Consider the following 16,176-nt stretch of genomic DNA (forward strand, 5'->3'; position numbering starts at 1 on the left):
TCACTCCCGATGGTCGTGGGTCTGGGTGATACGGCCTTGTTCCACGTGGAACAAAGCGACTGGCGTTTCCGTCTGCCAGCCTTCCCTCAATAATTCGTGGTCTACACAGGTGATGAACACCTGGCAGCGTAAGTCTTCCAACAAGCGACAAAGTGCGCGGCGGTGCTGCTCGTCCAGCTCGGACGGCAAGTCATCCACCAGATAAATACACTGACCGCGGCGGGCCTGGCTCACCAGGTGCCCCTGGGCAATGCGCAAGGCACAGACCACCAACTTCTGCTGGCCACGGGACAAGATGTCCGCGGCGTTGTGTCCGCCTAGGCGCAGACGCAAATCAGCACGTTGTGGACCGGCCTGGGTATGACCCATTTGCTGATCACGGTGCAGGGCGGTCGCGAGCACTTCACTGAGCTCTCGGTCCTTGTCCCAACCACGGTAATAGCTAAGCGTCAGGCCCTCGAGCTGCAGCAACTCGCCCAAGGTCCGCTCAAAGACTGGTTTCAAGGCTTTGATGTAAGCGCGGCGGTATTCATCGATTTCAGCGCTGGCCTGACACAGTTCCCGGTCCCAGGCCGCTTGCGAAGCGGCGTCAAGTGTACCATGCCGCAGCCATGAGTTCCGCTGCCGCAGGGCCTTCTGCAGGCGCTGCCAGGTGGACATGAAGCGCGGTTCCACATGGAACACGCCCCAGTCCAGGAACTGCCGGCGGATCTTGGGAGCACCTTCGAGCAGGCGAAAGCTGTCCGGGTTGATCAGCTGCAGCGGCAGGATTTCCGCCAGCTGAGCGGCGCTGCGGGCATTCTGCCCGTCGATGCGGATCTGGAACTCCCCCTGGCGATCCCGGGATATCCCCAGGTTGCTGTGTCCGCCCTCAGCCAACTCCACCTGACCAAATACCGTGCAGGCCAGTTGTTCATACTGGATCACCGGTAACAGGCGGGTGCTGCGGAACGAGCGGGCAAGCCCCAGCAGGTGGATGGCTTCCAGCACGCTGGTCTTGCCACTGCCGTTGGCGCCGTAGAGAAGGTTGATGCGAGGAGAGGGGGAGAAGGTCACCGGGTGCAGATTGCGCACCGCGGTGACCGAGACGCGACTGAGGGACATCTAGCTTCTGCTGAGCATGATTACAGGCGCATCGGCATGACAACGTAAGCCGAGTCGTCGTTGTCGGATTCCTGCACCAGCGCACTGCTGTTGGAATCGGACAGGATCAGGCGAACCTGTTCGGTGGTCATCACCCCCAGTACGTCCAGCAGGTAGCTGACGTTGAAGCCGATTTCCAGCGAGCCGCCGTTGTATTCCACGCCCACTTCTTCTTCCGCTTCTTCCTGCTCCGGGTTGTTGGCCTGGATCTTCAGCTGACCATTGGCCAGTTGCAGACGGATGCCGCGGTACTTCTCGTTGGACAGGATCGCGGTGCGGCTGAAGGCTTCACGCAGGGCCTGACGGTCGCCCAGCACCAGCTTGTCGCCGCCTTTGGGCAGCACACGCTCGTAGTCCGGGAACTTGCCGTCCACCAGTTTGGAGGTGAAGGTGAACTCGCCGGTGGTGGCGCGGATATGGTGCTGACCCAGGACGATGCTGACGTTGCCGTCCGGCTCGGTGAGCAGGCGCGCCAGTTCCAGGATGCCTTTACGCGGCACGATCACCTGGTGACGATCCGGCTGACCGATATCCGCCTGCATCGAGCACATGGCCAGACGGTGACCGTCGGTGGCCACGGCGCGGATGATCCCGGCGGACACTTCCAGCAACATGCCGTTGAGGTAGTAGCGCACGTCCTGCTGGGCCATGGCGAAGCTGGTGCGCTCGATCAGGCGACGCAGCTTGCTTTGCTCCAGCTGGCAGGTCAGCGAGCCCGGGCCTTCTTCCACGGTCGGGAAGTCGTTGGCCGGCAGCGTCGACAGGGTGAAGCGGCTACGCCCGGCCTTCACCACCAGCTTCTGCTCATCGACCTTGATATCGATCAGGGCGTCGTTGGGCAGGCTCTTGCAGATGTCCATCAGCTTGCGCGCGGGGACGGTGATTTCCCCCGGCTCGGCCGGTTCTTCAAGTTGCACACGACCGACCAGCTCGACTTCCAGGTCGGTACCGGTCAGCGACAGTTGCTGGCCTTCGACAACCAGCAGCACGTTGGAAAGCACCGGCAAGGTCTGACGACGTTCGACGACGCCGGCGACCAGTTGCAGGGGTTTCAACAGGGCTTCGCGTTGAATGGTGAAATGCATGGTCTAGTCCCTTGCCTTAATAAGCTGCGTTGGAGTCATCAAGTGGTCAGAGTACGCAGCAGGTTCTTGTAGTCCTCGCGGATGTCCGCGTCGGATTCCTTAAGTTCATTGATCTTGCGGCAGGCGTGCAGCACCGTGGTGTGGTCGCGGCCGCCGAACACATCGCCGATTTCCGGCAGGCTGTGGTTGGTCAGTTCCTTGGACAGGGCCATGGCCACCTGACGCGGACGAGCCACCGAACGCGAACGTCGCTTGGACAGCAGATCGGAAATCTTGATCTTGTAGTACTCGGCGACGGTGCGCTGGATGTTATCCACAGACACCAGCTTGTCCTGCAGCGCCAGCAGGTCCTTCAGGGATTCGCGAATCAACTCGATGGTGATGTCGCGCCCCATGAAGTGCGAGTGGGCAATGACCCGCTTGAGCGCGCCTTCCAGTTCACGGACGTTGGAGCGAATCCGCTGGGCAATGAAGAACGCCGCGTCGTGGGGCAGTTCGACCTTGGCCTGGTCGGCCTTCTTCATCAGGATCGCGACCCGGGTTTCCAGTTCCGGTGGCTCGACGGCCACCGTCAGGCCCCAGCCGAAGCGGGACTTAAGGCGTTCTTCCAGGCCTTCGATCTCTTTCGGATAGCGGTCGCTGGTAAGGATCACCTGCTGGCCGCCTTCGAGGAGGGCGTTGAAGGTGTGGAAAAACTCTTCCTGGGAACGCTCCTTGCGGGCGAAGAACTGAATGTCATCGATCAGCAGCGCATCGACCGAACGGTAGAAGCGCTTGAATTCGTTGATGGCATTGAGCTGCAACGCCTTGACCATGTCCGCCACGAAGCGCTCGGAATGCAGGTACACGACCTTGGCATTCGGGTTCTTCTTTAACAGGTGGTTACCCACAGCGTGCATCAAGTGGGTCTTACCCAAACCGACGCCGCCATACAGGAACAGCGGGTTGTAGCCATGCTTGGGGTTGTCCGCCACCTGCCAGGCCGCCGCGCGGGCCAGCTGGTTGGACTTGCCCTCGACGAAATTCTCAAAGGTGAAGGTGCGGTTCAGGTAACTGGTGTGCTTGAGCGCACCTTCTACCTGGACGGTACGTTGCTCGGCACGTACCGGTGCCTGCTGCGAGCTGGCGCCCGCCATCGGGTCGAAGCTGTCACGAGAGGGTTCTTCGCTGACCTCGGCGCTCTTCTGCGCCGCGGCTTTCTTGGCCGGGGCAGAAGCGGGTGCCGGAGTTGGCGCAGGAGCCGCCGCCGGGGAGGCATTGGCTGCTGCCGCTTGCAGTGCTTGCGAAGCAGCGGCGGCCAGTGGCGCATTAGGTGCAGCGCGAGGCGCCGAACTGCGTTTACTGCCTATTAATAAGGAAAGAACCGGCGCATTGCCGTTGCCGTGTTCATCCAGCAGCTCGAGCACGCGGCCCAGGTACTTTTCGTTGACCCAATCGAGAACAAAACGATTCGGTGCGTAAACACGCAACTCGTCGCCTTCGGCTTCGACCTGTAGCGGACGGATCCAAGTGTTGAATTGCTGGGCAGGCAGCTCATCACGCAGAAGCTCCACGCACTGCTGCCAAAGTTCCACTGACACGGATATCCCCTAAGTTGAAAGCCGGTGAGGCAAAAACAAGCGGCCATTGTAGCGATCAGCCGCCCACTTATCCACATGTAGCGTGCCCTCAGGACACTAAGAATCAACGCCTTATCCTGAATAAACACGACCAGCGGTATGTGCATAAGCTCTGTGGATAACCCCGCGTGAGGTCGTTGCACAACTCGGGTCGAAACGCTGTGGGTAACTCACCTGTGGATAACTGATCGTTCCACGCACAGGTTTTCCGATAGCGCAGCACAGGCAGGACACCGTTTCTCAACCGTGTTGTCATTCTCTGTACAGTACGGAATAGAAGGGCTTAAGGAAGTTATCCACAGAAGGTGCCGTCCCTAGCTTTTATAAGCTTTACAGAAAAGCTTTAAATACTTTCCTTCTTTATTTTTATATCTACCCGACCCTGGCTCACAACCCCGTCCCCGGACATACATAGATAAAGGAAAAGCTGGTTGGAAATTGACCTAGAGGCTTGCTTTCTCTAGAATCGCCGATCTCTTAAAACGGGGGCCATTCCGGCCCGTTGTGGACGAACCAGGTAACACGACATGAAACGTACTTTCCAACCAAGCACTATCAAACGCGCTCGTACCCACGGTTTCCGTGCTCGCATGGCTACCAAGAACGGTCGTGCCGTCCTGTCGCGTCGTCGCGCCAAAGGTCGTGCGCGTCTGGCAGTTTGATAATCCGGCACTGGAGGTGAGTCAGGACTTCAGTCGGGAAAAGCGTCTGCTTACCCCCCGGCACTTCAAGGCGGTCTTTGACTCCCCTACCGGCAAGGTTCCGGGGAAAAATCTCCTGCTCCTTGCGCGCAACAACGACCTGGATCATCCCCGTCTGGGGCTCGTGATCGGGAAAAAGAGCGTAAAGCTCTCCGTTGAGCGCAATCGCCTCAAGCGTCTGATGCGCGAATCGTTTCGTCTCCACCAGGATTCACTGGTCGGATGGGATATCGTTATCGTCGCGCGCAAAGGTTTGGGCGATGTAGAAAACCCCGAATTGATTCAGCATTTCGGCAAACTCTGGAAACGTCTGGCACGCAACAAGCCGGAACCAGCAGTCAAATCCGAAACTGTAGGGGTAGACAGTCCTGATGCGTAAACTGGCACTCGTTCCGATCCAGTTTTACCGCTATGCCATTAGTCCCCTGATGGCCAATCACTGTCGTTTCTACCCCAGTTGTTCCTGCTACGCGTTAGAAGCCATCGAAAATCATGGCCTTCTGCGCGGTGGCTGGCTGACCTTTCGTCGTTTAGGTCGCTGTCATCCGTGGAATCCCGGTGGTTATGACCCGGTTCCACCTATCCCTACCTCCCGTTCTTCTTCGATGGCCGAGTAATCATGGATATCAAACGCACGATCCTGATCGTCGCCCTGGCAATCGTGTCCTATGTCATGGTTCTTAAATGGAACCAGGATTATGGCCAGGCTGCCCTGCCGACTCAGAATGTTGCTTCCAGCACGACCACTCCGGGCTTGCCGGACACGCCAAATGGCACTTCCGCTGCCAACGACGATATTCCGCGCGCAGCAAGCGACACTACTGCACCCGCTGAAGCCCCCGTTGCTGCAAGCAAAGATCTCATTCAGATCAAAACGGATGTGCTCGACCTGGCTGTCGATCCACAAGGTGGGGATATCGCACAACTGCGTCTGCCACTGTATCCACGCCGTCAGGACCACCCGGAAATCCCGTTCCAGCTGTTCGATAACGGCAACGAGCGGACTTACCTGGCACAAAGCGGCCTGATTGGCAGCAGCGGCCCGGACGCAAGCCCGGCTGGTCGTCCGATCTACTCCTCGGAGAAGAAAAGTTATCAACTGGCCGATGGTCAGGACCAGTTGGTGGTCGACCTGAAGTTCAGCAAGGACGGCGTCAACTACATCAAGCGTTTCACCCTGAAACGTGGCCTGTATGACATCACTGTTTCCTACCTGATCGACAACGAAAGCGCACAACCTTGGACCGGTGCAATGTTTGCCCAGCTCAAGCGTGACGCCAGTTCCGATCCATCCTCCAGCACCGCCACCGGCACTGCGACTTACCTGGGCGCCGCCCTGTGGACAAGTTCCGAGCCGTACAAAAAAGTGTCCATGAAAGACATGGACAAGGTGAACGAGGATAAAACCAAGGCCCCAATCACTGAAAATGTTCAGGGTGGCTGGGTAGCCTGGCTGCAGCACTACTTCGTGACCGCCTGGATTCCGCCAAAAGGCGAGAACAACCAGGTTCTGGCGCGCAAGGACAGCAAAGGCAACTACATCATCGGCTACACCGGCCCTTCGATGACCGTTGCTCCAGGTGCCAAGGCTGAAACCAGTGCCATTCTGTACGCCGGCCCGAAAAGCCAGGCAGTGCTGAAAGAGTTGTCCCCAGGTCTGGAACTGACTGTCGACTACGGTTTCCTGTGGTTCATCGCCCAGCCGATCTTCTGGCTGCTGCAACATATCCACAGCCTGGTGGGTAACTGGGGCTGGTCGATCATCTTCCTGACCATGCTGATCAAGGGGATCTTCTTCCCACTGTCGGCTGCCAGCTACAAGTCGATGGCGCGCATGCGTGCCGTGGCTCCGAAACTGGCCGCGCTGAAGGAAAAATTCGGCGACGATCGTCAGAAAATGTCCCAGGCGATGATGGAGCTGTACAAGAAAGAGAAGATCAATCCGCTGGGCGGCTGCTTGCCGATCCTGGTGCAGATGCCGGTCTTCCTGTCTTTGTACTGGGTGCTCCTGGAAAGCGTGGAAATGCGCCAGGCGCCGTTCATGCTGTGGATTACCGACCTGTCGATCAAGGATCCGTTCTTCATCCTGCCGATCATCATGGGCGCCACCATGTTCATCCAGCAGCAGTTGAACCCGACGCCTCCGGATCCGATGCAGGCCAAGGTGATGAAAATGATGCCGATCATCTTCACCTTCTTCTTCCTGTGGTTCCCAGCCGGTCTGGTGCTGTACTGGGTCGTGAACAACTGCCTGTCGATCGCTCAACAGTGGTACATCACTCGTAAGATCGAAGCGGCCACCAAGAAAGCGGCTGCCTGACCTACGCTGTGGATAACCACACAAGACGCCCCCTAGTGGGGCGTTTTGCTATCTGTCACTTTTGTCTGGATGTCGGGTTATGAATGTCCCTCGTGAAACCATCGCCGCCATCGCCACCGCCCAAGGCCGCGGCGGCGTGGGTATCGTTAGGATTTCCGGCCCCCTGGCGGGCGCGGCGGCCAAGGCCATCAGCGGCCGTGAGCTGAAACCGCGGTTTGCGCATTACGGCCCCTTTCTCAGTGAACGGGGAGAGGTGCTGGATGAGGGCATCGCCCTGTATTTCCCGGGGCCGAACTCCTTCACCGGCGAAGATGTGCTGGAGCTTCAGGGCCATGGCGGCCCCATCGTTCTCGACATGCTGCTGCAGCGCTGCCTCGAGCTGGGTTGCCGACTGGCCCGACCTGGAGAATTCAGCGAGCGCGCGTTTCTCAATGACAAGCTCGACCTGGCCCAGGCCGAAGCCATTGCCGACCTGATCGAGGCCAGTTCTGCACAGGCCGCGCGCAACGCCTTGCGCTCACTGCAGGGTGCGTTCTCCCAGCGTGTGCATAACTTGACCGAACAGCTGATTGCCCTGCGGATCTATGTCGAGGCGGCGATTGATTTTCCCGAGGAGGAAATCGACTTTCTCGCCGATGGCCACGTGTTGACCATGCTCGATGCGGTCCGCGATGAGTTATCCACAGTACTGAAGGAAGCCGGGCAGGGCGCCTTGCTGCGTGACGGCATGACGGTGGTGATCGCCGGCCGTCCGAACGCCGGCAAGTCCAGCCTGCTCAATGCCCTGGCCGGGCGCGAGGCGGCCATCGTCACTGATATCGCCGGCACCACTCGGGACATTCTCAAGGAACATATCCACATCGACGGCATGCCGTTGCACGTGGTGGACACCGCCGGCCTCAGGGACACCGAGGATCAAGTGGAGAAGATCGGCGTCGAACGTGCACTCAAGGCCATCGGTGAAGCCGACCGGGTATTGCTGGTGGTGGACGCCACTGCAGCAGAAGCGGCTGATCCCTTCGCCCTGTGGCCGGAATTTCTTGAGCAGCGTCCGGACCCGGCCAAGGTGACCTTGATCCGCAACAAGGCCGATCTGACTGGCGAGCCCATCGCTCTGGAAACCTGTGAGGATGGCCATGTGACCATCAGCCTCAGCGCCATGTCCGCCGGTGTCGGGCTGGATTTGCTGCGTGAGCATCTCAAGGCGTGCATGGGTTATGAACAGACGTCGGAAAGCAGCTTCAGTGCCCGCCGCCGGCACCTCGAAGCGCTGCGCTACGCCAGTGCCGCGCTGGAGCATGGCCGGGCCCAGCTGACCCTGGCCGGCGCCGGTGAGCTGCTGGCCGAGGATCTGCGGCAGGCCCAGCAATCCCTGGGAGAAATCACCGGGGCCTTCAGTTCCGATGACCTGTTGGGACGGATCTTCTCCAGCTTCTGCATCGGCAAGTAGAGCCGCCCCCGGTGCGTACCGGCAGAGGTTATCCACACCCCTGCCGGTCGCGGACGGCGTTTATTCCACCGACAGGTAGATGCGTGTCTGCAGCTGTGCGGGTGGGGTGATGCGTGGATCGTTCACATAGTGTTCGAACATCGGAAAGTGCCCTGGCGTCAGCCCACTGTCAGGCAGCCACTCGGAGAACATCCAGGCATAGGCTTTACCCATCTCGTTGTACGGACCCACGTAATTCAGGACTGCGTAGCGCCCTGCAGGAATGTCGAACCTTTCCAGCTGTTCGCCCAGGTCGGCATCGGGCGCGACCGAGACTCCGGCCAGCGAACGCAATTGCTCAGTCGGGACCTGCTCGGGGTCATTGAAGTACACACCGAATCCGCTGGTGTCCGAATGCATCAGCCCCCGGCTGGCGGCCAGCATGAAAGCGCGGGTGAAGACCGGACCGATTTCCTGGTAGGAACCCTGATGAGGCAGGGCTGCCAGAACAACGCCGGGGAAAGTTTCGATGGTAATGGGGTACATATTTGACACCTCAGGGTCGAAAGGACGGGAACGGGTTGCGCGATAACGCCCAGGCGGCAAGCCGAAAACGCCAGAGAATGCCCGGTTGAACGCCGCCCCCGACTCGTAGCCGGCACGCAACGCCACCTCGGCCAGGTCCTCTTGCGTACCCGCCAACGCCGCGGCAGCCAGGTGCATGCGCATCCGTTGCACCGTGGCGTTCAGCGTTTCTCCCATCATTGCGCGGTAGATGCGGTGAAAGTGGTAAGCCGACATACAGGCCAGGTCCGCCAGGTGGTACAGGTCCGGATCGCTGTGTGGATGGCTTGCCAGCCAACGCAGCACCGGCTCCATGCGCTGGCCGTAATGGATTCGGGTTGCAGGTTTCATAAGACCTCCTTGGCACGCCACTGTAGCGACGGCAGATTTGCAGATTTTGCGATTTTTACCGGCCCCAAGGGACAACGACGTTACCTTTGCCCCCTTTCCCGATTCCAGCCGATGAACCTGCGGTCTTGAGTAACAGGCGCATTTCGTCGATCCCTCAACTTTCCGCCAGTTATCCGCAGTAGCCGACGCATTCGCTACTTTTCCCCTTCATTCCCTAAGTGGTACCTGATTTGCATCCTGGCAGATGTACAGGTTTGTACACCTGAGGAAATAGCCCCTGGGTCGGCCGATGGACGCCGATGGGATCGACAGTCCGGCATTCAAGGAACAGAAATGGCTAGCACGACTGCATTAAACCGTGGCTTGAGCACCCGGCACATCCGCTTCATTGCGCTGGGTTCAGCCATCGGCACCGGGTTGTTCTACGGTTCGGCGGCCGCCATCAAGCAGGCCGGTCCTTCGGTATTGCTGGCGTATCTGATCGGCGGAGCGGCGATCTACCTGACCATGCGCGCCTTGGGGGAAATGGCTGTCAGAAACCCGGTATCGGGTTCCTTCGGCCATTACGCCAGCTGTTATCTGGGACGCTTTCCGGGGTTTCTCACCGGCTGGAGTTATGCTTTTTCGATGCTCATGGTGTGCCTGGCGGACGTCACCGCCTTTGGTGTCTACATGAGCCTGTGGTTCCCCGATACGCCCCGCTGGATCTGGGTGCTCAGCATCGTGCTGGGGATCGGCGCCTTGAACCTGTGCAGTGTGCGGATCTTTGGCGAAATGGAATTCTGGCTATCGCTGCTCAAGGTCGCGGCGATCATCGCAATGATCGGCGGTGGCTTTGCGGTGCTGCTTTTCGGTATCCAGCTGGGCGACGGGCAGCATTCTGTGGGCCTGAGCAACCTGTGGGCCTATGGCGGTTTTTTCCCCAATGGCCTGGAGGGCATGATCGCCTCGTTCACCATTGTCATGTTCGCCTTTGGCGGGATCGAGGTCATCGGCATCACGGCGGGCGAAGCCAAGGACCCGCAACGCATGATTCCCAAAGCGATCAACTCCGTGCCACTGCGGATTCTGATCTTCTACATCCTGACCCTGCTGGTGTTGCTGATGCTGTTTCCCTGGTCCGGTATCGGCAGCCAGGGCAGTCCCTTCGTGCAGATCTTCAGCGGCCTGGGGATAAATTCGGCGGCAACGGTACTGAACCTGGTGGTGATCTCCGCGGTGTTCTCGGCGATCAACAGCGACATTTTCAGTGCCGGCCGCATGATGTACGGCATGGCGGCGATCGGCCAGGCCCCGGCGGCGTTTGCCAGCACCTCGCGCTTCGGGGTGCCCTGGATGACGGTGCTGGTGATGTCGGTGGCTCTGCTGTTCGGTGTCTTGCTCAACTACCTGGTGCCCGAGGAGTTGTTCCTGGTGTTCGCTTCGCTGGTGACCTTCTCGGTGGTCTGGGTCTGGCTGATGATCCTGCTCTCGCAGATGGCCATGCGCCGTAGCATGACCCCGGAAGAAATCGCCGCCCTGGGCTTTCCCGTACCTTTTGGCGCCGCTGGCCAGGTCTGCGCGGTGCTCTTCATGCTGTTCATCTTTGGGGTGCTCGGCGCCTTTGCGCAAACCCGCCTGGCGCTTTATGTCGGTGTCGGCTGGCTGGCCTTGCTGTCACTGGCCTACTGGATATGGATCAGGCCGCACACTGCCCTCACTGATGTGCCCCTCCCGGATTGAAGCTCCCGGCCGTTGTGCCGCCCTCCATTGGATGAAAAGGAAAACACCATGCAAGCGTTCCACCTGCCCCCCTCAACCATCGAGGCGTTTCAGCGCGATGGCGCCGTGTGTATTCGCCAGCTGTTCAGTGCCGACGAAGTGGCGCTGCTGGAGCGGGGGATCGAACACAACCTGGCCAGCCCCAGCGAGCGGGCCAAGGTCGCTAGCCAGGCGGATGATCCTGGCTGGTTCTTCGAGGACTTCTGCAACTGGCAGGACAACCCCGACTACAGGCGCTTCATCTTCAACAGCCGAGTAGGCCATGTCGCCAGCCAGCTGATGCAAAGCGACAAGGTGCGGCTGTATCACGATCACCTGCTGGTCAAGGAACCCAACACTCGGCAACCCACGCCCTGGCATCAGGATCAGCCGTACTACAACGTCGAAGGACAACAAAACTGCAGCATGTGGATGCCCGTGGACCCGGTAACGCGGGCGTCCACACTGGAGTTTGTCGCCGGTTCCCACCGTGGTCCCTGGCTGATGCCGCGAACCTTTCTGGACAATCAGGCCAAATGGTTTCCCGAAGGCAGTCTGGCGGACCTGCCGGACATCGAAGCCGATCGCTCGGCCTTCAATATCCTCGGCTGGGCCCTGGAACCCGGGGACGCGGTGTTCTTCCACATGCTCACCCTGCACGCCTCTGGCGGTGTGGGGGGCGATCGCCGGCGGCGGGCATTTTCGCTGCGTTTTCTGGGGGAGGACATGCGTCATGCCCCCCGCCCCTGGCGCACCTCGCCCGAGTTTCCGGGGCTGGCCACGGCTCTGCCTGCCGGAGCGCCGATGGAACATGAGCTTTTCCCTTGCTTGTGGACATCCCAGGGCAAATGAAGCCGGTTCAGAAACCGGCGGATCAGCGGCTTGAGGCCGCCGGCAGAATCGGAATCAGCTGATATTCATTCGTACAAGCCCCGGCCAGCATCCGCGGTCGCTGCTATCAAATGGATGGAAGGGTGTTTATGCGCTTTTGTAGCTATCTCGCGGTACTGGCTCTGGCCCTTGTCTGCCAAGGCAGCTGGGCTCAACTTCCCTCGGATCAGGCGCCTGTGGCGGAGGGTGTCGCCGCCTTCGAGCCGTCCGCCGTTTCGGCCCAGAACTCCCCAGAGGTTGAAGCTGAAAGCTTGAGCGACGGGATCTCGACGAACCCATCTCTGGCGGGCAATGACATGGCCAGCGCCTCGAAGCTCGATAGCGCCAAGGCTGGCTTGAAGAAGTACTGGCTGGTCCTGGTCATTGTCACGCTGGGGTTGAGTTGGTGGATACAAGCTCGCCTGGCCAAGCGCCCCGAGTAACCGCTGCAATCATCACCTGGTGTTATCCACAGACAGGCTCGCGCAGCCTGTCTGTTTCTCCCCCTCCCTGATCGATCCGTTGTCGCCGTTGAGGCTACAACAAGGTCGACCTGTGCCTGAGTTTCCCTCGACATGGATGTTTTCTGTGGATTAAGCCCTGTGAATAACTGCCCTTCAGCTCGGTTGATAACCAGGCTTCAAAACTGAGGAAAACCACCTCTGTGGATAACCACCCCATTCATCCACAGGTTTAAAGCGCTTATCCAAGGGCCTCCTGGCTACCTAATCACAGAGTTTAAAACCTCTGTACATATTGAATATAAAGGCCTGTAGCAATCTATCCACAGAAAGGCGTGTGCATAAGAATAAACATAAAAACAAGGATTTAATAAATTTCTCTCTTTTAATTTCTATTGACCGTGATTCATCCACAGCTGGTTAAATTTTGTGCAAAGGGTTCTTTAGGAAGGGCTAAGTCCCTATACTTGCCGCCTTGGTCCAAAAACCAACCCGACAACTACTCCTAATTACTCCTACTTGAAGCAGGCACGAGGTGCGTGGTGGATTTCCCTTCCCGTTTTGAAGTGATCGTCATCGGCGGCGGTCATGCCGGTACCGAGGCAGCACTTGCATCAGCACGCATGGGGGCCAAAACCCTGTTGCTGACGCATAACGTGGAAACCCTCGGAGCAATGAGCTGCAATCCCGCGATTGGTGGGATCGGCAAAAGCCATCTGGTCAAGGAAATCGATGCCCTCGGCGGCGCGATGGCCATGGCTACCGATAAAGGTGGTATTCAGTTTCGTGTGTTGAACAGCCGCAAAGGCCCTGCCGTGCGCGCAACCCGCGCCCAGGCCGACCGCGTTCTGTACAAGGCCGCAGTACGCGAGATTCTCGAGAACCAGCCCAACCTGTGGATATTTCAACAAGCCGCTGATGACCTGATCGTCGAACAGGATCAGGTGCGGGGCGTGGTCACTCAGATGGGACTGCGGTTCTTCGCCGAATCGGTGGTGCTGACCACCGGCACCTTCCTCGGCGGACTTATCCACATTGGAATGCAGAACTACTCCGGCGGTCGCGCAGGTGATCCACCCTCGATCGCCCTTGCACAACGTCTGCGGGAGTTGCCACTGCGGGTCGGCCGCCTGAAAACCGGTACTCCGCCACGCATCGATGGCCGTTCTGTGGATTTCTCGGTCATGACCGAACAGCCTGGGGATACGCCGATTCCGGTGATGTCGTTCCTGGGTTCCAAAGAACAGCATCCGCAACAGGTCAGTTGCTGGATTACCCACACCAATGCCCGCACCCACGAGATCATCGCCTCGAACCTCGACCGTTCGCCGATGTACTCCGGAGTGATCGAAGGCATTGGCCCGCGTTATTGCCCGTCGATCGAAGACAAGATCCATCGCTTTGCCGACAAGGAAAGCCATCAGGTCTTCATCGAGCCGGAAGGCCTGACCACTCATGAGCTGTACCCGAACGGGATATCCACATCCCTGCCGTTCGACGTGCAGTTGCAGATCGTGCAATCGATCCGCGGCATGGAAAACGCACACATCGTGCGCCCGGGTTATGCCATCGAATACGACTACTTCGATCCGCGGGATTTGAAATACAGCCTGGAAACCAAGGTCATCGGCGGCCTGTTCTTCGCCGGCCAGATCAACGGCACCACCGGGTACGAAGAAGCCGGCGCCCAGGGTTTGCTGGCCGGAGCCAACGCCGCACTGCGTGCCCAGGGCAAAGACAGCTGGTGCCCGCGTCGCGATGAGGCCTATATCGGTGTGCTGGTGGATGACCTGATCACTTTGGGTACCCAGGAACCGTATCGGATGTTCACTTCCCGGGCCGAATACCGCCTGATTCTGCGGGAAGACAACGCCGACCTGCGCCTGACCGAAAAGGGTCGCGAACTGGGGCTGGTGGATGACGTGCGCTGGGCCGCTTTCTGCAAGAAACGCGAAGGCATCGCCCAGGAAGAGCAGCGCTTGAAGTCGACTTGGGTCCGTCCGGGCACCGAACAGGGCGATGCCATTGCCCAGAAATTCGGCACGCCGCTGACTCATGAGTACAACCTGTTGAATCTGCTGAGCCGTCCGGAAATCGACTACGCTGGTCTGGTCGAAGTGACCGGGCAGGGCGCTGAAGATCCACAAGTCGCGGAACAGGTCGAGATCAAGACCAAGTACGCCGGCTACATCGATCGTCAGCAGGATGAAATTGCCCGTCTGCGCGCCAGTGAAGACACCAAACTGCCTGTGGATATCGATTACACCGGCATTTCCGGGCTGTCGAAGGAAATCCAGAGCAAGCTCGGCGCTACCCGTCCGGAAACCCTGGGCCAGGCATCGCGAATCCCGGGCGTTACCCCGGCGGCCATTTCCCTGTTGATGATTCACCTGAAAAAACGCGGCGCCGGCCGTCAGTTGGAGCAAAGCGCTTGAGTTCTATGGTCACCCCACAACACGCGGATGAGTTATCCACAGGCGCTCGCCAGCTCGGTGTCAATCTGAGCCCAACCCAGCACGAACAGCTGCTGGGTTACCTGGCCCTGTTGATCAAGTGGAACAAGGCCTACAACCTGACCGCGGTGCGCGATCCCGACGAAATGGTCTCTCGCCATCTGCTCGATAGCCTGAGCGTGATGTCGTTCATCGAAAACGGCCGCTGGCTGGATGTTGGTAGCGGCGGCGGGATGCCCGGTATCCCGCTGGCGATCCTGTTTCCCGAGTCGCAAGTCACCTGTCTGGACAGCAACGGCAAGAAAACCCGCTTCCTGACTCAGGTCAAACTCGAACTGAAGCTGGACAACCTGCAAGTTATCCACAGCCGGGTCGAAGCCTTCACCCCTGAACTGCCATTCAACGGGATCATTTCCCGGGCGTTCAGCAGCATGGAGAACTTCACCAGCTGGACCCGCCACCTGGGCGACCGCGATACACGCTGGCTGGCAATGAAGGGCGTCCATCCCTCGGATGAGCTGTTAGCATTGCCGGCAGACTTCCACCTCGATAGCGAACACGCCTTGGCCGTACCCGGTTGCCAAGGCCAACGCCATCTGCTGATACTGCGCCGCACGGCATGATTGGGAACACAAGCAAGAATGGCTAAGGTATTCGCGATAGCGAACCAGAAAGGTGGCGTGGGCAAGACCACCACCTGCATCAACCTCGCAGCATCCCTGGTAGCGACCAAGCGCCGGGTGCTGTTGATCGATCTTGATCCACAGGGCAACGCCACCATGGGTAGCGGTGTGGATAAACACGGTTTGGAAAACTCGGTCTATGACCTGCTGATCGGTGAGTGCGACCTGGCCCAGGCCATGCATTTCTCCGAGCACGGCGGTTATCAACTGCTGCCGGCCAACCGCGACCTGACCGCCGCGGAAGTGGTTCTGCTGGAAATGCAGATGAAGGAAAGCCGTCTGCGCAGCGCCCTGGCGCCGATCCGCGAGAACTATGACTACATTCTGATCGACTGCCCGCCGTCGCTGTCGATGCTCACCCTCAACGCGCTGGTGGCCGCCGATGGGGTCATTATCCCCATGCAGTGTGAGTACTACGCGCTGGAAGGCTTGAGCGACCTTGTGGATAACATCAAGCGTATCGCCGAGCTGCTCAATCCGGAGCTGAAGATCGAAGGCTTGCTGCGGACCATGTTCGATCCGCGACTGAGCCTGATGAACGATGTTTCCGCACAGCTCAAGGAACACTTTGGTGATCAGCTGTACGACACCGTGATTCCGCGCAACATCCGTTTGGCCGAGGCGCCGAGCTACGGCATGCCGGCATTGGCGTACGACAAACAATCCCGTGGCGCGCTGGCCTATCTGGCCCTGGCGGGCGAGATGGTTCGCCGGCAACGTAAACAATCCCGCGCCGCAGCCGCCCAGCCAACTTAAG

At 59.2% G+C, this 16,176-nt stretch carries 15 protein-coding genes; 11 read left to right on the forward strand and 4 right to left on the reverse strand.

Annotated features, from left to right (window positions below; translation table 11 throughout):
- The 3 genes from recF to dnaA are packed head-to-tail and all read right to left on the reverse strand — an operon-like array spanning position 1 to position 3,808.
- Positions 1–1,104 (reverse strand): DNA replication/repair protein RecF, encoded by a 1,104-nt coding sequence (gene recF / locus GGI48_RS14900; protein WP_016967086.1) that lies wholly within the window; start codon positions 1,102–1,104, stop codon positions 1–3.
- A gap of 20 nt (positions 1,105–1,124) precedes the next feature.
- Positions 1,125–2,228: a DNA polymerase III subunit beta gene (gene dnaN, locus GGI48_RS14905; protein ID WP_009046209.1), complete on the reverse strand. Its 1,104-nt coding sequence runs from the start codon at positions 2,226–2,228 to the stop codon at positions 1,125–1,127.
- Between the two features lie 38 nt (positions 2,229–2,266).
- Positions 2,267–3,808 (reverse strand): chromosomal replication initiator protein DnaA, encoded by a 1,542-nt coding sequence (dnaA, locus tag GGI48_RS14910; RefSeq protein WP_016967087.1) that lies wholly within the window; start codon positions 3,806–3,808, stop codon positions 2,267–2,269.
- Between the two features lie 566 nt (positions 3,809–4,374).
- On the opposite strand from dnaA, the gene rpmH reads away from it, so the two are divergent.
- The 5 genes from rpmH (at position 4,375) to mnmE (ending at position 8,318) form a co-directional block, all read left to right on the forward strand.
- Positions 4,375–4,509: a 50S ribosomal protein L34 gene (gene rpmH, locus GGI48_RS14915; protein ID WP_003213577.1), complete on the forward strand. Its 135-nt coding sequence runs from the start codon at positions 4,375–4,377 to the stop codon at positions 4,507–4,509.
- A gap of 16 nt (positions 4,510–4,525) precedes the next feature.
- Positions 4,526–4,927 carry a ribonuclease P protein component gene (rnpA, locus tag GGI48_RS14920; protein WP_197662869.1) on the forward strand — a complete coding sequence of 134 codons (402 nt, stop codon included), beginning with the start codon at positions 4,526–4,528 and terminating at the stop codon, positions 4,925–4,927.
- Positions 4,920–5,165: a membrane protein insertion efficiency factor YidD gene (gene yidD / locus GGI48_RS14925; RefSeq protein ID WP_003213574.1), complete on the forward strand. Its 246-nt coding sequence runs from the start codon at positions 4,920–4,922 to the stop codon at positions 5,163–5,165. Before rnpA ends, yidD begins: the two co-directional genes overlap by 8 nt.
- 2 nt (positions 5,166–5,167) lie before the next feature.
- A complete protein-coding gene (gene yidC, locus GGI48_RS14930) occupies positions 5,168–6,868 on the forward strand; it encodes a membrane protein insertase YidC (RefSeq protein ID WP_016967088.1) in 1,701 nt (566 codons plus the stop codon).
- A 79-nt stretch (positions 6,869–6,947) separates the two neighbouring features.
- A complete protein-coding gene (mnmE, locus tag GGI48_RS14935) occupies positions 6,948–8,318 on the forward strand; it encodes a tRNA uridine-5-carboxymethylaminomethyl(34) synthesis GTPase MnmE (RefSeq protein ID WP_179598963.1) in 1,371 nt (456 codons plus the stop codon).
- A gap of 60 nt (positions 8,319–8,378) precedes the next feature.
- Here the strand turns inward: mnmE and GGI48_RS14940 are convergent, their stop codons facing one another.
- Complete coding sequence (locus GGI48_RS14940; protein WP_016967090.1) at positions 8,379–9,212, reverse strand: GyrI-like domain-containing protein; 834 nt, start codon at positions 9,210–9,212, stop codon at positions 8,379–8,381.
- Positions 9,213–9,545: 333 nt separating this feature from the next.
- Between GGI48_RS14940 and GGI48_RS14945 the strand changes: the two genes are divergently transcribed.
- The 6 genes from GGI48_RS14945 (at position 9,546) to GGI48_RS14970 (ending at position 16,175) form a co-directional block, all read left to right on the forward strand.
- Complete coding sequence (locus GGI48_RS14945) at positions 9,546–10,934, forward strand: amino acid permease (protein ID WP_016967091.1); 1,389 nt, start codon at positions 9,546–9,548, stop codon at positions 10,932–10,934.
- Positions 10,935–10,982: 48 nt separating this feature from the next.
- Positions 10,983–11,804 (forward strand): phytanoyl-CoA dioxygenase family protein, encoded by an 822-nt coding sequence (locus GGI48_RS14950; protein WP_016967092.1) that lies wholly within the window; start codon positions 10,983–10,985, stop codon positions 11,802–11,804.
- Between the two features lie 128 nt (positions 11,805–11,932).
- The gene (locus GGI48_RS14955; protein ID WP_047306725.1) at positions 11,933–12,265 is read left to right on the forward strand and encodes a hypothetical protein; all 333 of its coding nucleotides are present in this window, start codon (positions 11,933–11,935) and stop codon (positions 12,263–12,265) included.
- A 560-nt stretch (positions 12,266–12,825) separates the two neighbouring features.
- Positions 12,826–14,718 (forward strand): tRNA uridine-5-carboxymethylaminomethyl(34) synthesis enzyme MnmG, encoded by a 1,893-nt coding sequence (gene mnmG / locus GGI48_RS14960; protein ID WP_047306791.1) that lies wholly within the window; start codon positions 12,826–12,828, stop codon positions 14,716–14,718.
- 5 nt (positions 14,719–14,723) lie between these two features.
- The gene (rsmG, locus tag GGI48_RS14965; RefSeq protein ID WP_179601993.1) at positions 14,724–15,359 is read left to right on the forward strand and encodes a 16S rRNA (guanine(527)-N(7))-methyltransferase RsmG; all 636 of its coding nucleotides are present in this window, start codon (positions 14,724–14,726) and stop codon (positions 15,357–15,359) included.
- An 18-nt stretch (positions 15,360–15,377) separates the two neighbouring features.
- Positions 15,378–16,175, forward strand: coding sequence for a ParA family protein (locus GGI48_RS14970; RefSeq protein ID WP_016964885.1), 798 nt, complete (start codon positions 15,378–15,380; stop codon positions 16,173–16,175).
- The last annotated feature ends 1 nt before the right edge of the window (position 16,176 follow it).

It is taken from the genome of Pseudomonas protegens (assembly GCF_013407925.2).
GTDB classification, from domain to species: Bacteria; Pseudomonadota; Gammaproteobacteria; order Pseudomonadales; family Pseudomonadaceae; genus Aquipseudomonas; species Aquipseudomonas fluorescens_AP.